Here is a 16,036-nt window from a genome sequence, read left to right on the forward strand (position 1 = left end):
TAGGTATGGCTGCTTTCGCTGGTCGGCCCCTCGATTCTTCCGTCTCCTCTCGGGCGGCCGCGCCTCTCTCGTTCCGACGCGGACGCGAACCGACGTTCGAGCGTACCGACGGCGACGCAGTTCGGTCGCCGGAGAGACAACCTCGTTCGAACGACGCGCGGGGAGTCCGATGGTAAACGTCGTCGTCTCCGGCCTCCAGATTCTCCTCGCGCTCTTCCTCGTGTTCATGAACGGCTTCTTCGTCGCCGCGGAGTTCGCGTTCGTCCGAATCCGTCCCACGCGCGTGGACGCACTCGCCGAGGAGGGGAAGTCTGGGGCGAAGTACGTCGTCGATGCGGTGGAGAACTTAGACGAGTTCCTCGCCGTCTCCCAACTGGGCATCACCCTCTCCTCGCTCGGGCTGGGGTGGATAGGCGAACCCGCCGTGGCGTCGCTCATCGAACCCCTCCTAGGACCTCTCCTGCCCGAATCGGCCGTCCATCTGGTCTCGTTCGCCGTCGGGTTCGGCATCATCACGTTCCTGCACGTCGTCTTCGGCGAACTCGCGCCGAAGACGATGGCCATCCAGGAGGCCGAGAAAATCGCGTTCTTCGTCGCCCTGCCGATGAAGATATTCTACTACATCTTCGTGCCGGGCATCGTCGTGTTCAACGGCACGGCGAACTTCTTCACGCGCCTCGTCGGCGTCTCGCCCGCCTCCGAGTCCGAGGAGGCCCACACGGAAGACGAGATTCTACTCGTCCTCTCTCAGTCGGAGGAGGTGGGTCACATAGACCTCGACGAGGTCGAGATGATAGAGGGGATCTTCGAGTTGGGCGATACGGTCGCCCGCGAGATCATGGTCCCCCGCCCCGACGTGGTGACGGTTCCGCCGGAGATGCCGCTGGACGAACTCCGCTCGTTCGTCGCCGACGGGCAGTTCACGCGGTACCTCGTGTTGGACGCCGAGAACGGCGAACAGGCGGTCGGCTTCGTCCACATCAAAGACGTGCTCCGCGCGACGGAGGCCCGGACGGAGGACGACGCGCGCCCCGCGCCGACGGCCGGGGACATGGCCCGCGAGGTACTCGTCGTCCCCGAGGACCACCGCATCGACGAGCTGCTGGTCGCCTTCCGGAAGCAGGAGATTCAGATGGCCGTCATAATCGACGAGTGGGGCGAACTCGAGGGGATAGTCACCATCGAGGACATCATCGAAGAGGTCGTCGGCGAGATACGCGACGAGTTCGACGCCGAGGAGTTCGAACCGACGGTGACGAGGCTCGAAAACGGCGCGTACGCCGCCGACGGCAACGTCTCCATCGAGATGGTGAACGAGGAGGTCGGTTCGGACTTCGAGAGCGAGGACTTCGAGACTATCGCCGGATTGGTGCTCAGCCACCTCGGACGCGTCCCCGAGGTGGACGACAGGGTGGAGGTGGACGGCTACGCCCTCCGCGTGAACGAAGTGGAGGACACGCGAATCTCCCAGATCACGATAACGGAGACGGACGAACCGACGCCGGAGTCCGAGGAGTAAGCGCCGCCGGTCGCCGTCGGTCGGCCGAAGCTTCCAACACCGCACGCCGGAACCGGTCAGACGAATGACGCCATTCGAAATCGGCGTTCGGCTCCTCGCCGGCGTTCTCCTCATCCTCGCGAACGGCTTCTTCGTCGCGGTCGAGTTCGCCCTCACGCGCGTCCGGCAGTACTCGGCGTCGGAGTTCGACGAACCGGGACTCCGCCGGGCGTGGGAGATGACCGACGATCTGGAGATATACCTCACGAGCTGTCAGGTGGGGATAACCGCCTCCAGCATCGCCGTCGGAATCGTGTCCGAACCGGCGCTGGCGGCGCTGTTCGAGCCGCTCTTCGGCGGCACGGTGTTGGCGAGCGTCGGGGCGGGCGGACTCCTCGCGTTCGCCCTCATCAACCTCGTCCACCTCACCCACGGCGAGCAGACGCCGACGTACCTCGGCGTCGAACGGACCAAGACGGTGTGCCGCTACGGGGCGACGCCGCTGTACTGGTTCGCGTGGATCATCAGACCGGTCATGGCCGTCGGCGACACCGTCGCGAAGTGGACGCTGAGACTGTTCGGCGTCGAGATGACGGGGGCGTGGCTCGAAACCGAGGAGGAGGTCATCGAGACGCGAGCGCAGTTGCACCGACGCCTCGACTCCGTCCTCGAACGGGGGGAACTCTCCGAAGAGCGCCAAGAGGAGGTGTTGGGCGCGCTTGCGGCGGGCACCCAACGCGTCGATAGGGTCATGGTGGACGCCGAGGACGTCGTCTACCTCTCGACGGAGGCGTCCGTCGAGGAGAACCTCCGCCGGTTGGCGGAGTCGCCGCACACCCGGTATCCGCTCGTGGGGAGCGACCCCTCCGACTTCCGCGGCATCGTCTACGTCCCCGCGGTCATCGACGTGATTTCGGAGCTCGAACGCGGCGAGACGACGTTCGAGGACATCGCGGCCCCACCGATGACGCTCTCGCCGGACGTGACGGTCAGCGACGCGATAGACCGGTTCCAAGACGAGCGTCAGGAACTCGCGCTCGTCGCCTCGGACGGGGAAGCGGTCGGCCTACTCACGGCGACGGACACCTTCGAGACGGTGATGGGGGAGTTGGAGGACCCCCTCGACCGGGACGCCCGAGACGAGGAGGCGCGATAGGCGGACATTTTGCTCCGGGCGGAGACGGGCGAGTATGCACCTCCGTACCCTCCCCGACGCGCACCTCGACGCCTTCACCGAGCGAATCAACTACGCGTTCCGCCCGACGGACGGACCGAGCTGGGACCGCGACGAGGAGGACCACCCTGACCTGTTCACCCCCCTCGGGTTCTATGAGACGCCGCCGGGGGAGACGCCCGAGGTATCCGACCTCACCGCCGTCTGCGGCACCTACGACTTCACCGTCCGCGTCCGCGGCGACTGGCACCGGATGCCGGGTCTCGCGGCCGTGGCCTCGCCGCCGGAGACGCGCCGCCGCGGCGTCGTCGCGCGGATGCTCGACGCCCTCCTCGAACGCCACCGCGACGACGGCGTCTCCCTCTCGACGCTTTGGCCCTTCGAGTACCCCTTCTATCGCCGGTTCGGGTGGGCGACGGCGAACAACTACGCCCGACTCGCCGCGCCGCCCGAGCAGTTGTCGGCCGTCGCGTCCGACCCCGCGGGGTCGTTCAGACGCCTCCGCGCCGACGAGGACATCGACGCGATGCGCGCCGTCCACGAGTCGTGGGCGACGGAATCGCTCGCGGTGAAGCGCACCGAGGGGTGGTGGCGCCACGCCGTCTTCGGCGGGGACGAACCGGACTCGTTCGTCTACGGGTGGGAGGACGACGCCGGCTGCCTCCGCGGGTACGTCGTCTACGCGTTCGAGGAACGCGAGGACGGCGACGGCCGGAGACTGAACGTCCGGGAACTCGCGGCCGCGGACGGAGAGGCGGAGGCGCACCTCCACCGGTTCTGCCGCGACCACGACTCGCAGGTCGAGGAGGTTCGGTTCGTCCGCCTCCCCGAGTGGGTCCGACCTATCGACGCGTACCCCGACCCCCGCGCGGCGACGCTGGAAATCCGCCCCGGGCCGATGGTCCGCATCGTGGACGTGGCGTCGGCGCTGACGGACGTCTCGTACGACGCCGAGGGGTCGGTGACGCTGGGCGTGCGCGACGACCGGTGCGAGTGGAACGACGCCGCCTTCCGCCTCGACGTCGCGGACGGGGACGCGACCTGTCGGCGCGTCGAAGGCGGTGCCGAGACGGACGGCGAGGTGGAAATCGGCGCGCTCTCGCAGCTTCTCGTCGGCGCGCGCACCGTCGAGGAGGCGGTTCGCGCGGGCGACGCGTCCGTCGAAGGCGAGGCGGCGCAGACGCTCGAACGCCTCTTCCCGCGGGAACGGACGTTCCTCCGCGAGCGGTTCTGATACGCCGACGGGCGGCGTACACGCTCTCGTCGCGGACGCGACGCTGACGAGGCGGTGACGCGCGGAAAAACGGTTCGAGGGTTCGATTTGGCCGACCGCGGGGGTTCAGTCGGTCGTCTGGTAGCCCATGTCGTGCAGGATGTCGTGGACGCGGTTGGTGTGGTCGCCCTGCAGTTCTATCTCGTCGTCTTCGACGGTCCCGCCGCAGGCAAGTTTCTGCTTCAGCGTGGACGCGACCTCCTTCATCTCGTCGCGGGAGAGGTCGAACCCCGAGACGATGGTCATCGCCTTCCCGTACCGGCGCGTGTCGAGTCGGACCGTCAGTTCCTGCTGCGACTTCTGCAGGTCGGTGTCGATGCCCAGTTCCTCCGGAAGACCGGAAACCGAACCGAGGTCGTCGTTATCTGCCACACCCCCACTACGGGCCGGAGACGTATATACCCGTTCTCCACGTTCGCGGCGGGTACGAACCCTATCGACGGTGATGTTCACTTTCGAACGAACGTCGTGGGACGGACTACCAACCTCGCGCGCGAACGAGTCGATATCGGAGTCGTCGGCCGGCCGAGAAGGGAGAGCGAATCGCCGGCGTCCGGGCAGTCCGCCTCGGTCCGCGGGAGGTTACCGCGGTACGACGAGAGAAACCTGCTTCAGTAGCGACGAGAGCGCGGACGTCGTCGCCCCTTCCCAGTCGAGGACGAAGTGGCCGTCTGCGTCGCGGTTCCCGTGGCCGTCGGCGTCGAAGTCTCGGTGGCGGTCGACGTCGGCGTCGCCGTAACCGTCGATGTCGCGGTTTCGGTGGCCGTCTGCATCGCGGTCTTCGTAGCCGTCTGCGTCGCGGTTCCCGTGGCCGTCGGTGATGATGTCTGGGTGGCCGTCGGTGTTTGAGATACCGTAGCCGTCGGCGTCGAGGTGTTCGTGACTGTCGGCGTCGGCGTGTCCGTAGCCGTCGGCGTCGGCGTGTCCGTCGGCGTCGCGGTGTCCGTAGCCGTCGGCGTGGCCGTCGGAGAGGGGGTCTCTGTGGCCGTCGCAACCTCGTCGTCGTCATCGTTCGCCCTCGACGCCGAATCGGAATCGTCCTCGTCGTCCGCGTCGTCCCCGGACGACGAGTCGGAATCGTCCGCCGTCGGCGTCGGCGTGTCCGTCGGCGTCGCGGTGTCCGTAGCCGTCGGCGTCGGCGTCGGCGTGTCCGTCGGCGTCGCCGTCTCGCCCGAGTCGGTCCCTCCGCTACTCGCGGACGGGTTCGCGCCCTTCGGGGTCGGTTCCGGCGTCTCTATCACGTCGTCGGGTGTAGTCGCGCTTCCTCCATCGCCGGCGCATCCCGCAAGAACGACTGCGAGTACGACGGCGAGCGTTGCGACGGAACGCGTGACTGCCATACTGTATCCACCATTGTTCTCGCCGATGAACGTCACCCACGTCGTCAGATTCGGCGTCTCGGCTTCACCGCGTGATATACGTTATAAATAGAGAACGAGACGAGATCCGACACTTCGAGGCGAGAGGCGGCAGTTACCCGCCGAGGCGACGCTACCGGTAGATTCGGAACGCGGTCGAAAACGGGAGGGAGGAACCGTCAGCGCGGAGTGGGCCGTCTCAGTCGCCGGGCGTGTTACCCCGACTGTAGCGAGCCACCATCTTCCACATCGTCTCGTCTAAGTCCCCCCCGTCGGAGGCGGAGACGAGTTGGCGGTACAGGGGTTCCGAGACGGTTATTTCGGGCACCGGAGAGTCGTATACCGCCGGACAACATAACAGTACTGTGATACGGAATCGAGTAAATAGTGCCGTCGAGCGGGCGAAACGAGGGCGGGGAGTCGGTGGACCGTCGAGTCGGACCGCGAATCGGGTCAGGACTCGTCGAGTGCCTCGGACTCGCTCAGCGTCGCCGACGTCTCGCCGTTCTCGCTGGTCCAGACGGCACGGACGGTTTCGCCCCTTCCGGTCGCCGTCGTACTCTACCGCGGTTACCCCTCGTCGGAGTCCGACTCCTCGTCGCCCAATCGCCGGGAGAGTCGGTCGAACCGAGACTGCGCCGCGTCGCGTCGCTCCCGCGTTCGGTCGGGGTCGTATCTGAACTCCATCGACTCCTCGTCGGCGAGGGAGACGCCGAAGACGGCGTCTCGGTGGCGGCCCGCCTCGGGCAGCATCGCCCGCGGGACGACCGTCTCGTCTACGACCTCCCCCTCTCGTTCGAGGAGGAGGACCGCGCTCTCCTCCTCGAAGCGGTCCAACACGGCGGTGTAGATATGTTCGGTCACGGGTACGCCTCCTCGAAGACGACGGCCCCCGACTCGTCTCTCAGCGTGACGGTGTCGCCGCCGTTGTTCCAAACGGCGCGTTGGGATCCCCAGTACAGGTCGGTTTCGGTGTCCTCGTCGGTTCCGGTGCGGAGGGTGACGCTCTCGCCCGCGCCGAGGGTGAACCCCTCCGGGAACGCGTAGGTGTGACCCGCCGCGTCCTCGACCGTCCACCCCGAGAGGTCCGCCGCCGAGTCGCCGGTGTTTCTGAACACGACGTACTCGTCGTCGAGGTTCTCGTTCTCGTCTCCGGCCGCGTCGGCGTTGACCTCGGCGAGCGAAATCGACGCCGAGTCGGACGGTGCGGGAGTGGGCGTCGGCGTCGCGGTGGGCGTCGGCGTCGGAGATTCTGTCGGCGTCGCGGTGTCCGCGGGAGTTGTCGTCCCGTCTCCGTCGCCCCCAGTCGAGAGGGAGAGGCGACTGCGTTCCGTGACGTTCGGCCCCGTTCCGGGTTCGACCGGCGGTGCCGAGCGCAGTTCGAGGGGGTTCGTCGTCGCGTTCTGCTGCGTCTTCACGACGAGTTCGTCGCCGTCCTCCACGAGGACGACGTTCCCGTGGGTGGCTGTCCAGTAGGTGGGAATCGACCGCGAGGCGAGTCTCCCGAGCGTCTCGTTGTGCGGGTGACCGTACCGGGAGTCGTAGGCGCTGGAGACGACGGCGACGCGCGGCGAACTCTCGTCGAGGAGCGCGTCGCTCGTACTCGACCGACTGCCGTGGTGACCGGCCTGCAGTACGGTCGCGTTCAGTCGCTCCTCGTACTGCCGAGTGAGGTACGCCTCGCCGTCGTTCTCGGCGTCTCCGGGGAGGAGGAACCCGGGCGACCGCGAGTCGTTCCGTATCGAGAGGACGACGCTGTTCTCGTTTCTGTCGCCCTCGGCGAGCGGCGACTCGGGCGGCGCGAGAACCGTGGCGTTGACCCCCGCGAACGGTATCGTGTCGTTCGCGGCGACCTCGTACAGCGGAACGTCGTGCCGTTCCACCGCGTCGAGGTAGCGCTCGTACGTCGCCGACGCGGCGGGGATTCCGGGGTCGTACACCGCCCCCACGCCGCCCTTTTCGGTCTCGTAGTGCTCGATGACCGCCGCGTGCCCGCCGATGTGGTCGGCGTCGGCGTGCGTGGTGACGAGGTGGTCGATGCGCGAGACGTTCTGCCGTTCGAGGTACCGCAACACGTCTTCACCGTCGTCGCGCCAGTCGCCGGAGTCTATCAGCATCGTCTCCCCCGACGGCGAGACGACGAGGACGCTCGAACCCTGCCCGACGTTGATGAAGTGGACTTCGAGGCTCCCGTTCCCGCCGGCCGCGGACGACGACGGCGTTGCACTTGGCGTCGAACCGTCCGTCGCCGCCGGCGCGTCCGTCGGCGCGTTCGTCGCCGCGGACGGCGTCGTCACCGCGTCCTCGGGGGCCGCCGCGGTGCTTCCCTGTCCGACGCACCCCGCGACGACGAGGGAGAGGACGACGACGAACGTTACCACGGCTCTCGGTGATGTCATGCGGTACACACGACGGCTCTCGGCGATGAATGTCGGCCCCGTCGTCAGATTCGGAGTCTCGTCCGCAGGGACTGCGACTCCGGTGCCGAGACGCGTCGAAACCGCCGGAACCGTCGGAACGCGGAGAGAGCGGCGGCGACCCGACGCTTCAGACGGGGCGGCGGCGGTGTGGTAGTGGATGACAGAGTTCGACGTGGCGGACGCGACGCCCCGGGAGAACGCGCGCCTGTTAAAGAGCGCCGTCACCCCGCGGCCGATAGCGTGGATAAGCACAGCGGACGAAGACGGCGCGGACAACCTCGCGCCGTTCAGTTCCTACAACCACGTCTCGTCGGAGCGACCGGTGGTGCTGTTCACCAGTCCGAACGAGGACAACGGCGGCCTGAAGGACACCGCGTGGAACGCCCTCGAAACCGGAGAGTTCGCCGTGAACGTCGTCACCGAACCCCTGTTAGAGCGGATGGATCGCACGTCTGAACGCCTCCCGCCGGGGGAGAGCGAGTTCGACCTCGCGGGCGTCGAACGCGCCGACTGCCGGCGGATCGAACCCTCGCGCGTCGCCGACGCCGTCGTCACGATGGAGTGTACGCTGTACGACTCGATGGAGGTTCACGACCGACTGATGGTCCTCGGCGAGGTGCGGTACGTCCACGTCGCCGACGAGGTGCTGACCGACGGGAAGAGAGACATGACGAAGGTGGACACCGTCGGCCGCCTCGGCGGGCCGTACTACACGGTGTCCGACCCCGTGGAGTTCGAACGGCAGTTCTAACGTCGAACGCGGGGGTCGCCCGTCGTCTGTCGGGCGGAGAGGGCAGAGAGCGGAAGACGAACGCGGCCGACGGTGCGCGGCGACCTCAGAACGGCCGGCTTTGCACCTGTACCTCGGTGAACGAGTCGTGTCCGCAGACGCGGCACTCGCCCGGCGGGTCGAACCGCGCGTAGACTATCGAACACTTCCCGCAAGCGAACAACGGCCTACCGTGTTGGTCTTGCTGGTCTGACACACGGGCGATACTCCGTCCGGGAGTAAAAGGGATGTGCCCGGCCGAGGTGGAGTCTGTGCGACGCGGCCAGTACGGGAGGCGAAAACGGCTACCCGCTCCCGCGACACGAGCGTCCGACGGCGGTCACAACAGTATTGGCCGACGACGCCCTCCGAGTGACCAATGACCGTCTCGAAAGCGGTGAGTCACGACTGATGGCGGACCGCCTCGGCGTCGACCCGCAGGTGCTCGCGCTGGCCGTGGCGCGGATGACCGAGTCGGTCGGCAACTCGTTTCTGGTCGTCGTCCTGCCGCTTTTCATCGGCAGCGAGTACGTCTCCGGGGCGACGCTCGGGTTGCCGGAGGTGGCGATTACGGGTATCATCCTCTCGCTCTTCGGCTTGGTCAACAGCCCGTTGCAGCCGTTCACCGGTCGGCTGTCGGACCGCGCCGGTCGCCGGAAGATATTCGTCCTCGTCGGGCTGGTGCTCATCGGCGTCGCCAGCTTCTCCTACTCGTTCGCCTCCGCGTACTGGCACCTCGTCGGACTCCGCGTCGTCCAAGGCGTCGCGGGCGCGCTGATAATCCCGACAACCGTCGCCCTCGTCAACGACCTCGCGTCGGAGTCGAACCGGGGCGGGAACATGGGGACGTACAACACCTTCCGGCTGGTGGGGTTCGGCGTCGGTCCGATCGCCGCCGGTGCCGTCGTCTCCGCCGGCCCGTACGCCTTCGACGTCGGGGCGACGTCGCTCTCGATGAGCGGCTTCGACGCCGCCTTCTACATCGCGACGCTGACGGCCACCCTGAGTTTCGCCCTCGTCTCGGTGCTCGTCCGCGACCCGGAGGTTCCCGCGACCGACGCCGGCGACTCCCTCGACCTCTCCGTCTTCGACCGGTCGGGTCGGGGCGTGCTCGACCCGGTATTCACGCTCGGCGTCGCCAGTTTCTTCATGGCCGTCGGCATCGCCCTGTTCGCGACCCTCGGCGAGATAGTCAACGAGCGACTCGCGCAGGGCGCGACGATGTTCGGCCTCCAGTTCGCGGCGTTCGTCCTCGCGCAGATTCTCCTCCAAGTCCCCGTCGGCCGGGCGACGGACTTCTTCGGCCGCAAGCCGTTCATCGTCCTCGGGATGGCGCTTCTCGTCCCGACGACGTTCGTTCAGGGCGTCATCCTCGACCCGTGGCTGATGTTCGGCGCGCGGTTCGCCCAAGGCGTCGCCGGGGCGATGGTCTTCGCGCCCGCACTCGCCCTCGCGGGTGACCTCGCGCCCGCAGGACGCTCGGGAGGGACGCTGTCGGTGCTGACGATGGCCTTCGGGTTCGGCATCGCCCTCGGCCCGCTCGCTTCGGGGTTCCTCGTCTCGTTCGGCTTCGCCGTCCCCTTCGCCTTCGGGTCCGCCCTCGCGGTCCTCGGCTTCTTCCTCGTCTGGACGCAGGTCGAGGAGACGGTCGCCGCCCGTCGCTCGCTCCTCGCCCCGTTCACCGACGCCGGCGAAAACGACTAGGCGGTGTCGAACGAGCTAGCGGCTCACTCGCTGGCGATGTCAGCCCAGACCATCCGGTGGTCCGACGCCGTCCGCACGTCGTCGCCGAGTCCGCGCTTCGTCGCCTCCGTGCTCGGCCAGACCACCGACGACGACCGGAGCGAGAGGTCGGGCGAGGGCAGGACCCAATCGACCTTCGACCCGCCGCCGAAGGTGGCCGTCGCGTAGCGGTTCCCCCGTTGGGCGCCGCCCGGACTCGTGGGGAGTTTGTGGGTCTGGAAGTCGTCGTTCTCCAAGAAGTACTTCCTCGCCGGGTCGAGCGGTCGGTCGCCCGCTACTCCGGCGTTCATATCGCCCATCAGGACGTACGCGGCGTCGGCGTCGAGGCCGCCCTCCGTTCCGTCGTCGTCGTAGATGTAGTCCGCGCCCGCGACGTAGTCCGCGAAGAAGCGTATCTCGTCGTGGTTCCACCGACCGTTGAAGTTATTGTCGCCGTCGAACACCGGCGGCGTCGGGTGCGAGAAGAGGCCGTGGACGGTCTCGCCGTCGATTTCGAACGGCACGTCCACGTGCGTCTTCGAGGAGAGGCGGTACACGTCCAACTCCGCCTCCGTCAGGTAGATGTCGTCCGTCTGGACGCCGTCGTCGCCCTCGACCGGAATAAGGTTCCCCGGCATGTCCGCCCACAGGAACTCCCGAAACGTGCGGACGGCCCCCTCGTCGAAGGGGTACCGACTCGCGACGGCGAACGCGTAGTGACCGGGATACCGCCCGAATCCGAAGGCGTCGCCGGGGCGTTTGCCCGCCCGCCCGTCCTTGTTGAAGTCGTACTCCTCCGCCGGGAGGACGCCGGTGTTGCTCTCGGGTTGGAGGGTGTACGGGTAGTCGATGCCCTCCAAATCGTCTCGTTGCGGGACGCTGAGGTAGTTCTCGACGAAGGCGTCCACGTTGGTTTGCCCCGTCCGGTCGCCCTCCTGTAGGTTGTTCGCGAGTTCGTTGAGGACGAGCACGTCCGGGCGTACCTCTTGGATGATGCGGGCGGCCGCCTCCGCCTGCGCGTCGCCGGGTTCCTGAACCTGCTCCGTGCCCAAATCGACGACGTTGAACGTGGCGTATCGCGCGGAAGTCGGTTTCCCGCGGCCGCTTACGGTACCTATCGCGCCGGAAGCGGTCCCGAGTGCACCGATGGCCTTCAGCACACTCCGCCGCGAGGCGTACTGTGTCATACTCTCACAGATAATTTGACAATACATAAAGATAATCCGAGGAGAACGCTTCCGCGGTGACGACACACTTCTCTCGTGCTCCGTGCTTCTCGAATAGAGAGCAGGATTCCTGCAAAGCAATAGAGCCCAATACGGCGAGCAAGCGTCCGTCGAGCGTCAGTCCTCACACGCTCCGACGAGGGGCAATCACGCACTTCCTCTCTAAGGACGTACCCGAGACGATTGTGAGCGATAGGATGAACGTGGGGCTGGACGTACTGGAAGCACACTACGACCGACGCTCCGAGAAAGACAAGGCTGAACAGAGGAGAGGGTATCTGGATAACTTGTAAGGAGTCCTACCCTCTTAGACGGTGAACAGATATTGAAAACGGTACCTTCCTGTTTGATAGGCAAGGGTGCTTACTGACTAACCAATTAACAGCGACAACTAATACTGAAGACCTGAAACTACGCTTATTACACACCTCGCCGAACGCTTAAATTCGTCAACGCATATTGTCGCATTATGGAAAATGGGCCGTCAGAGGCGGTCATACTGCTGGTAGAAGACAACCTCGGTGACGTTCGCCTCATAGAAGAAGCATTCTCGGACGGCAATATAGCGAATGCACTCCACACAGTTGCCGACGGCCAAGCGGCGTTCGACTTCATCTATCAACGCGGAGAGTACGAGGACGCTCCCCGACCGGACATTGTACTACTCGACCTGAACCTGCCGAAAGGAGACGGCGAAGATGTGCTTCACGAAATTAAACACCACTCCGAACTGAATCATGTCCCCGTTATCGTGTTGACTGGAGTAAGCGAAGAACTAATCGAATCCCGTGACCTCGACCACGACGCGGATGAGGACGCAGTTCTGAAAAAGCCGATTGACCCCGGTGAATTCGTCAAAGTAATTCGGTCCCTCCAGCAGTTTCGGTTAGCAGTCATTAAAGATAATAGACTAATTATCCTTCGGCGGTAATTGGTCGTTTTACACCTACTACTTTCCCATCTCCTAATTTCGGTTGTGCGAGAACTGCTTTCCTCTGCCGCCGTTCTGTCGCGCTCAATACGGGCCAGAGTCTGTCAGTCTGGTTGAGTGCTCGGCTGATAACCGGGAGGTAATCGGTTCACCGATTCTCGGCCAAACGAAAGCGCACGACTGCGGTGCCCCGCGTTCGTTCTGCGATTCAAATCACCGAAGACAGAGGGTTCTATTCAGGATAGTTACGAACGAAGTTAGGTGGCTGGGGAGTTTTCAGCCCGCGAAACGGCACGGCAACGCACCGTGCGCGTTGAGAGTGGGCCAACGCGGATTTGAACCGCGGACCTCCCGGTTATCAGCCGAGCGCTCAACCTGACTGAGCTATTGGCCCAGGTGAGCGCATTCAGTCGTTGTCCGGTGTCGAGTTTAAGGGTTTCCTTTCGGGGCGACAGCGTGCCGTGTTACGAATTGTCGTCGTCGCGGCGGCCGTAGCTCTCGGGGTCTAAGTCGATGACGTCGTCGTCGGGGTAGCCGCCCGTCCAGACGCCGCCGGAGACGAACCCGTCGGTCTGTTTCTCGATGTAGGGCTTCACCACGTAGCGCTTCAGCGCCTCGCGGATGGGGTATCGCGTCAGCGGAAGCGCCAGCATGAAGCCCAAGATGTCCGTGACGATGCCCGGCGTGAGGAGGAACGCGCCCGCGGCGATGAGCAAGCCGCCGTCCATCAGTTCGTTCGTCGGCAGGCCGCCGGTCGCCACCTTCTGTTGGAGCCTCGAAATCGTGTGCCGCCCCTCCGCGCGGACGAGGAGCATGCCGACGAGGCCGGTGAGGACGACCAGCAGTACCGTCGCGGCGAACCCGATGGCGTTGGCCACGGGGACGAGGAGCAACGTGTCGGCCAGCGGTATCGCGAGGAGAATCGCGATGACCCAGCGCGTCTGCATGGGGGGTTATTTTCGGCCACCGTTCAAAGCCCTTGTGACGTTCGGGAGTCGTCACCGTACCTCGAAGGGCTTACCCCACGCGCTCCCCGAGAGCGACACATGGCAGACGACCAGACGCGGGTCGAGTGGCGCAGGTGGGGACCCGACGCGTTCGAGGAGGCGCGGACGGCCGAGAAGCCGGTGTTGCTGTCTCTGACCGCGACGTGGTGCGACGGCTGTCACGAGATGGACGTCGAGACGTACGCGGAACCGCGAATCGCCGCCAACGTCAACGACGGGTTCGTCCCCGTCCGGGTGGACGTGGACCGCCACCCGCGGGTGCGAGAGCGGTACAACATGGGCGGGTTCCCCTCGACGGTGTTTCTCACGCCGAGCGGCGACCTCCTGACCGGAGCGACGTACCTCGGCCCCGACGGGATGCGGCAGGTGCTCGAGAAGGTCCGCGACCTCTGGACCGAGAAGGGGTCGGAGGCGGGGCGCATCCCCCGCGCACTCGCCGGGAAGCCGACGCCCGCGGGCGAGGTGACGGCGCGAATCGAGGAACACCTCGCAGGGCAACTCGACGATAAGTACGACCACCGCTTCGCCGGGTGGGGCGACGGCGCGAAGTTCCCGATGCCCCGCACCATCGAGTTCGCGCTGAAACGCGCCCGCGAACAGGGGTTGGAGACGCTCGGCGCGATTCGGGAGTCGCTGTTCGACGACGTGGAGGGGGGCTTCTTCCGGTACGCCGACGCGCCGGACTGGACCGACCCGCACCACGAGAAACTGCTCGACTCGAACGCGGCGCTCTGTCGTGCCTTCGCCAACGGCTACCTCTACACCGGCGACGAGGAGTTCCTCGGGCCGGTCCGTCGGACGCTCGATTTCCTCGCCGAGAGCCTCTGGAACGGCGCGGCCTTCGGCGGGAGTCTCGGCCCCGCGGAGGGGTCCGACTACTACGACGGCGACGACGCCGAGGCGCGCGGCGAGGAGACCGGACCGCGGCGCGACCTCACCGCGTACGCGGGCGCGAACGCCCTCGCCGCGGACGCGTTGCTGACGTTCGCCGCCTACACCGACGACGAGAGGGCGACGGACTACGCCCGCCGCGCGCTGGACTACGTGGAGTCGTCGCTCGTCGAGGACGGCGTCGTCACCCACTACCGCGCGAGCGAGGAGTCGGGCGAGTCGCACCTGCTGGAGGACCACGCGCGCGCCGTCTCCGCGTTCGTCCGCGCCCGACAGGTCGTCGGCGACCGGGATGCGCTCGAAACCGCCCGGAGCGTCGCCGACGTGGCCATCGACGAACTGCAGGAACCGGGCGGCGCGTTCCTCGACGGCCCCGTGACGGACGTGGGACTCCTCGACAAGCCGCTTCGACCCCTCGACGGCAACGTCGAGATGGCCGACGCGCTACTCGACCTCGCGGCGGTGACGGGCGAGGACCGATACGAGGACGCCGCCCACGACGCTATCGCGGCGTTCGGCGGCGCGTGGGACCGCATCGGCGTCCAAGTCGCCGGCTACGGATCGGTCGCCGCGCGACTGACGCACTCGACGCTCGTCGTCGAAGTCGGCGCGCCCGCGGGGTCGGACCTCCACAGGGCGGCGATGCGCGTCGCCGACCACGAGAAGGTGGTGCTCCCCGACGCGGACGCGCCGGAGGGCGAAGCGGTCGTCCGACTCGGCGACGAGGAGGCGTCGGCGACGACGCCGGACGAACTGATGGCCGCCGTCTCGGACCTCGGCGGCGTCTGAGGCGGCCGCCGGACGGCGACTCCCCCGCGGCGGCGGCCGAGTCGGACAAACGCCGGGCAACGGTGATCGGGTGTAAACCTCCGATGCGTTTTTAACGGTAGCAAATGACACGGAGACATGGCCAATCTTCGGGACCTCGGGCTGTCCGAGTACGAAGCCCGGGCGTATCGGTCGCTCCTCCGGACGGGCGCGACAACCGCGAAAGAGTTGTCCCGCGCCAGCGACGTGCCGATGGGCCGCATTTACGACGTGCTGAACAGCCTCGAACAGCACAGTCTCGTGCGGAGTCAGGCCGCCAGTCGGCCCAAGAAGTACGTCGCCGTCGAACCGGACATGGCGTTAGACCGCCTGTTGGAGAGCAAGAAGCGAGAGCTCGACGAGAAGGCCGAGCAGTACGAGGCCGTCGTGGACGAACTCGCCGACGAACTGGAGACCGCCGAACCCGTACAGGGGCAGTTCTGGACCGCCGCCGTCGGCACCGACGAGTCGGTGGATCTCCTCTTGGAACGACTCGCCGCCGCCGACGAATCGCTCGTCATGGTCGCGGGGACGCTCTCCGCGCAGTTCGACCTCGGACGGGTCGGCGACTTAGTGACGGAGGAGTTGGCGACGGCGCTCGACCGGGGCGTGGACGTCTCCGTGCTGATGTCGCCCGACCTCGTCGCGTCCCTCCCCGAGAGCGTGGGCGAACGCTACCTCGACAGCCTCGCGGACCACCCGCGCTTCTCGGTCCGAACGTCGCAGAACCTCTCGGGCACGTTCAACCTCATCGACGACGTGGAGGTGTGCATCGAGGTGCCGAACCCGCTCGACCCCGGCGAGGCGTTCGCCATGATCGATCTGAAGGACCCCGATTTCAGCGCGGACATCCGGTCGATGTTCGATCCGCGGTGGGAGGAGGCGGAACCGCTCTCGCTCTCGGTCGCCGCGTCCGACGAGTGACCGACCGGCGGGTCGGGAACCGAAGGGTGGCGACCG

The 16,036-nt window shown here is 66.5% G+C and carries 17 protein-coding genes and 1 tRNA gene; 10 read left to right on the forward strand and 8 right to left on the reverse strand.

Annotated elements, in window-relative coordinates:
- Positions 1–169: 169 nt before the first annotated feature.
- The 3 genes from ACZ522_RS08225 (at position 170) to ACZ522_RS08235 (ending at position 3,906) form a co-directional block, all read left to right on the forward strand.
- A complete protein-coding gene (locus tag ACZ522_RS08225) occupies positions 170–1,519 on the forward strand; it encodes a hemolysin family protein (RefSeq protein ID WP_379693023.1) in 1,350 nt (449 codons plus the stop codon).
- A 64-nt stretch (positions 1,520–1,583) separates the two neighbouring features.
- Positions 1,584–2,654 carry a CNNM domain-containing protein gene (locus ACZ522_RS08230; protein WP_379693021.1) on the forward strand — a complete coding sequence of 357 codons (1,071 nt, stop codon included), beginning with the start codon at positions 1,584–1,586 and terminating at the stop codon, positions 2,652–2,654.
- Between the two features lie 34 nt (positions 2,655–2,688).
- The gene (locus ACZ522_RS08235) at positions 2,689–3,906 is read left to right on the forward strand and encodes a GNAT family N-acetyltransferase (protein ID WP_379693019.1); all 1,218 of its coding nucleotides are present in this window, start codon (positions 2,689–2,691) and stop codon (positions 3,904–3,906) included.
- A 105-nt stretch (positions 3,907–4,011) separates the two neighbouring features.
- Here the strand turns inward: ACZ522_RS08235 and yciH are convergent, their stop codons facing one another.
- Entirely contained in the window at positions 4,012–4,317 is a 306-nt protein-coding gene (yciH, locus tag ACZ522_RS08240; RefSeq protein WP_379693017.1) for a stress response translation initiation inhibitor YciH, read from the reverse strand.
- A gap of 291 nt (positions 4,318–4,608) precedes the next feature.
- On the opposite strand from yciH, the gene ACZ522_RS08245 reads away from it, so the two are divergent.
- Together ACZ522_RS08245 and ACZ522_RS08250 are read left to right on the forward strand one after the other, a co-directional pair.
- Positions 4,609–4,794 carry a hypothetical protein gene (locus ACZ522_RS08245; protein ID WP_464391802.1) on the forward strand — a complete coding sequence of 62 codons (186 nt, stop codon included), beginning with the start codon at positions 4,609–4,611 and terminating at the stop codon, positions 4,792–4,794.
- Positions 4,795–4,824: 30 nt separating this feature from the next.
- Positions 4,825–5,376: a hypothetical protein gene (locus tag ACZ522_RS08250; protein WP_464391803.1), complete on the forward strand. Its 552-nt coding sequence runs from the start codon at positions 4,825–4,827 to the stop codon at positions 5,374–5,376.
- Positions 5,377–5,502: 126 nt separating this feature from the next.
- On the opposite strand, the gene ACZ522_RS08255 is transcribed toward ACZ522_RS08250, so the two are convergent.
- The 3 genes from ACZ522_RS08255 to ACZ522_RS08265 form a co-directional block, all read right to left on the reverse strand.
- On the reverse strand, positions 5,503–5,631 hold the full coding sequence (locus tag ACZ522_RS08255) for a hypothetical protein (protein ID WP_379693013.1): 129 nt from the start codon (positions 5,629–5,631) through the stop codon (positions 5,503–5,505).
- A 242-nt stretch (positions 5,632–5,873) separates the two neighbouring features.
- Positions 5,874–6,167 (reverse strand): DUF3006 domain-containing protein, encoded by a 294-nt coding sequence (locus ACZ522_RS08260; protein WP_379693011.1) that lies wholly within the window; start codon positions 6,165–6,167, stop codon positions 5,874–5,876.
- Positions 6,164–7,702 (reverse strand): lamin tail domain-containing protein, encoded by a 1,539-nt coding sequence (locus ACZ522_RS08265; RefSeq protein WP_379693009.1) that lies wholly within the window; start codon positions 7,700–7,702, stop codon positions 6,164–6,166. The genes ACZ522_RS08260 and ACZ522_RS08265 overlap by 4 nt, the downstream gene beginning before the upstream one ends.
- A 178-nt stretch (positions 7,703–7,880) precedes the next feature.
- On the opposite strand from ACZ522_RS08265, the gene ACZ522_RS08270 reads away from it, so the two are divergent.
- The gene (locus tag ACZ522_RS08270; RefSeq protein WP_379693007.1) at positions 7,881–8,474 is read left to right on the forward strand and encodes a flavin reductase family protein; all 594 of its coding nucleotides are present in this window, start codon (positions 7,881–7,883) and stop codon (positions 8,472–8,474) included.
- 85 nt (positions 8,475–8,559) lie between these two features.
- On the opposite strand, the gene ACZ522_RS08275 is transcribed toward ACZ522_RS08270, so the two are convergent.
- Entirely contained in the window at positions 8,560–8,709 is a 150-nt protein-coding gene (locus tag ACZ522_RS08275) for a hypothetical protein (protein WP_379693005.1), read from the reverse strand.
- A gap of 194 nt (positions 8,710–8,903) precedes the next feature.
- Between ACZ522_RS08275 and ACZ522_RS08280 the strand changes: the two genes are divergently transcribed.
- Complete coding sequence (locus ACZ522_RS08280; protein WP_379693003.1) at positions 8,904–10,196, forward strand: MFS transporter; 1,293 nt, start codon at positions 8,904–8,906, stop codon at positions 10,194–10,196.
- 23 nt (positions 10,197–10,219) lie between these two features.
- On the opposite strand, the gene ACZ522_RS08285 is transcribed toward ACZ522_RS08280, so the two are convergent.
- A complete protein-coding gene (locus tag ACZ522_RS08285; protein ID WP_379693001.1) occupies positions 10,220–11,401 on the reverse strand; it encodes an endonuclease/exonuclease/phosphatase family protein in 1,182 nt (393 codons plus the stop codon).
- 508 nt (positions 11,402–11,909) lie between these two features.
- Between ACZ522_RS08285 and ACZ522_RS08290 the strand changes: the two genes are divergently transcribed.
- Entirely contained in the window at positions 11,910–12,371 is a 462-nt protein-coding gene (locus ACZ522_RS08290; RefSeq protein ID WP_379692999.1) for a response regulator, read from the forward strand.
- Between the two features lie 320 nt (positions 12,372–12,691).
- Here ACZ522_RS08290 and ACZ522_RS08295 read toward each other — a convergent pair.
- Positions 12,692–12,765 (reverse strand) — tRNA-Ile (locus ACZ522_RS08295).
- Positions 12,766–12,835: 70 nt separating this feature from the next.
- Complete coding sequence (locus ACZ522_RS08300; protein WP_379692997.1) at positions 12,836–13,318, reverse strand: FxsA family protein; 483 nt, start codon at positions 13,316–13,318, stop codon at positions 12,836–12,838.
- Between the two features lie 99 nt (positions 13,319–13,417).
- On the opposite strand from ACZ522_RS08300, the gene ACZ522_RS08305 reads away from it, so the two are divergent.
- Together ACZ522_RS08305 and ACZ522_RS08310 are read left to right on the forward strand one after the other, a co-directional pair.
- Complete coding sequence (locus ACZ522_RS08305) at positions 13,418–15,058, forward strand: DUF255 domain-containing protein (RefSeq protein ID WP_379692995.1); 1,641 nt, start codon at positions 13,418–13,420, stop codon at positions 15,056–15,058.
- Between the two features lie 117 nt (positions 15,059–15,175).
- Positions 15,176–16,000 (forward strand): TrmB family transcriptional regulator, encoded by an 825-nt coding sequence (locus tag ACZ522_RS08310; RefSeq protein ID WP_379692993.1) that lies wholly within the window; start codon positions 15,176–15,178, stop codon positions 15,998–16,000.
- Positions 16,001–16,036 lie beyond the last annotated feature (36 nt).

The organism is Halopelagius fulvigenes (assembly GCF_055398025.1).

Excerpts from the sequence above, each read along its gene's own strand:
- ACZ522_RS08225 (WP_379693023.1), top strand. The coding sequence starts at position 170 with ATGGTAAACGTCGTCGTCTCCGGCCTCCAGATTCTCCTCGCGCTCTTC.
- ACZ522_RS08230 (WP_379693021.1), top strand. The coding sequence starts at position 1,584 with ATGACGCCATTCGAAATCGGCGTTCGGCTCCTCGCCGGCGTTCTCCTC.
- ACZ522_RS08235 (WP_379693019.1), top strand. The coding sequence starts at position 2,689 with ATGCACCTCCGTACCCTCCCCGACGCGCACCTCGACGCCTTCACCGAG.
- ACZ522_RS08265 (WP_379693009.1), bottom strand. The coding sequence starts at position 7,702 with ATGACATCACCGAGAGCCGTGGTAACGTTCGTCGTCGTCCTCTCCCTC.
- ACZ522_RS08270 (WP_379693007.1), top strand. The coding sequence starts at position 7,881 with ATGACAGAGTTCGACGTGGCGGACGCGACGCCCCGGGAGAACGCGCGC.
- ACZ522_RS08280 (WP_379693003.1), top strand. The coding sequence starts at position 8,904 with ATGGCGGACCGCCTCGGCGTCGACCCGCAGGTGCTCGCGCTGGCCGTG.
- ACZ522_RS08285 (WP_379693001.1), bottom strand. The coding sequence starts at position 11,401 with ATGACACAGTACGCCTCGCGGCGGAGTGTGCTGAAGGCCATCGGTGCA.
- ACZ522_RS08290 (WP_379692999.1), top strand. The coding sequence starts at position 11,910 with ATGGAAAATGGGCCGTCAGAGGCGGTCATACTGCTGGTAGAAGACAAC.
- ACZ522_RS08300 (WP_379692997.1), bottom strand. The coding sequence starts at position 13,318 with ATGCAGACGCGCTGGGTCATCGCGATTCTCCTCGCGATACCGCTGGCC.
- ACZ522_RS08305 (WP_379692995.1), top strand. The coding sequence starts at position 13,418 with ATGGCAGACGACCAGACGCGGGTCGAGTGGCGCAGGTGGGGACCCGAC.
- ACZ522_RS08310 (WP_379692993.1), top strand. The coding sequence starts at position 15,176 with ATGGCCAATCTTCGGGACCTCGGGCTGTCCGAGTACGAAGCCCGGGCG.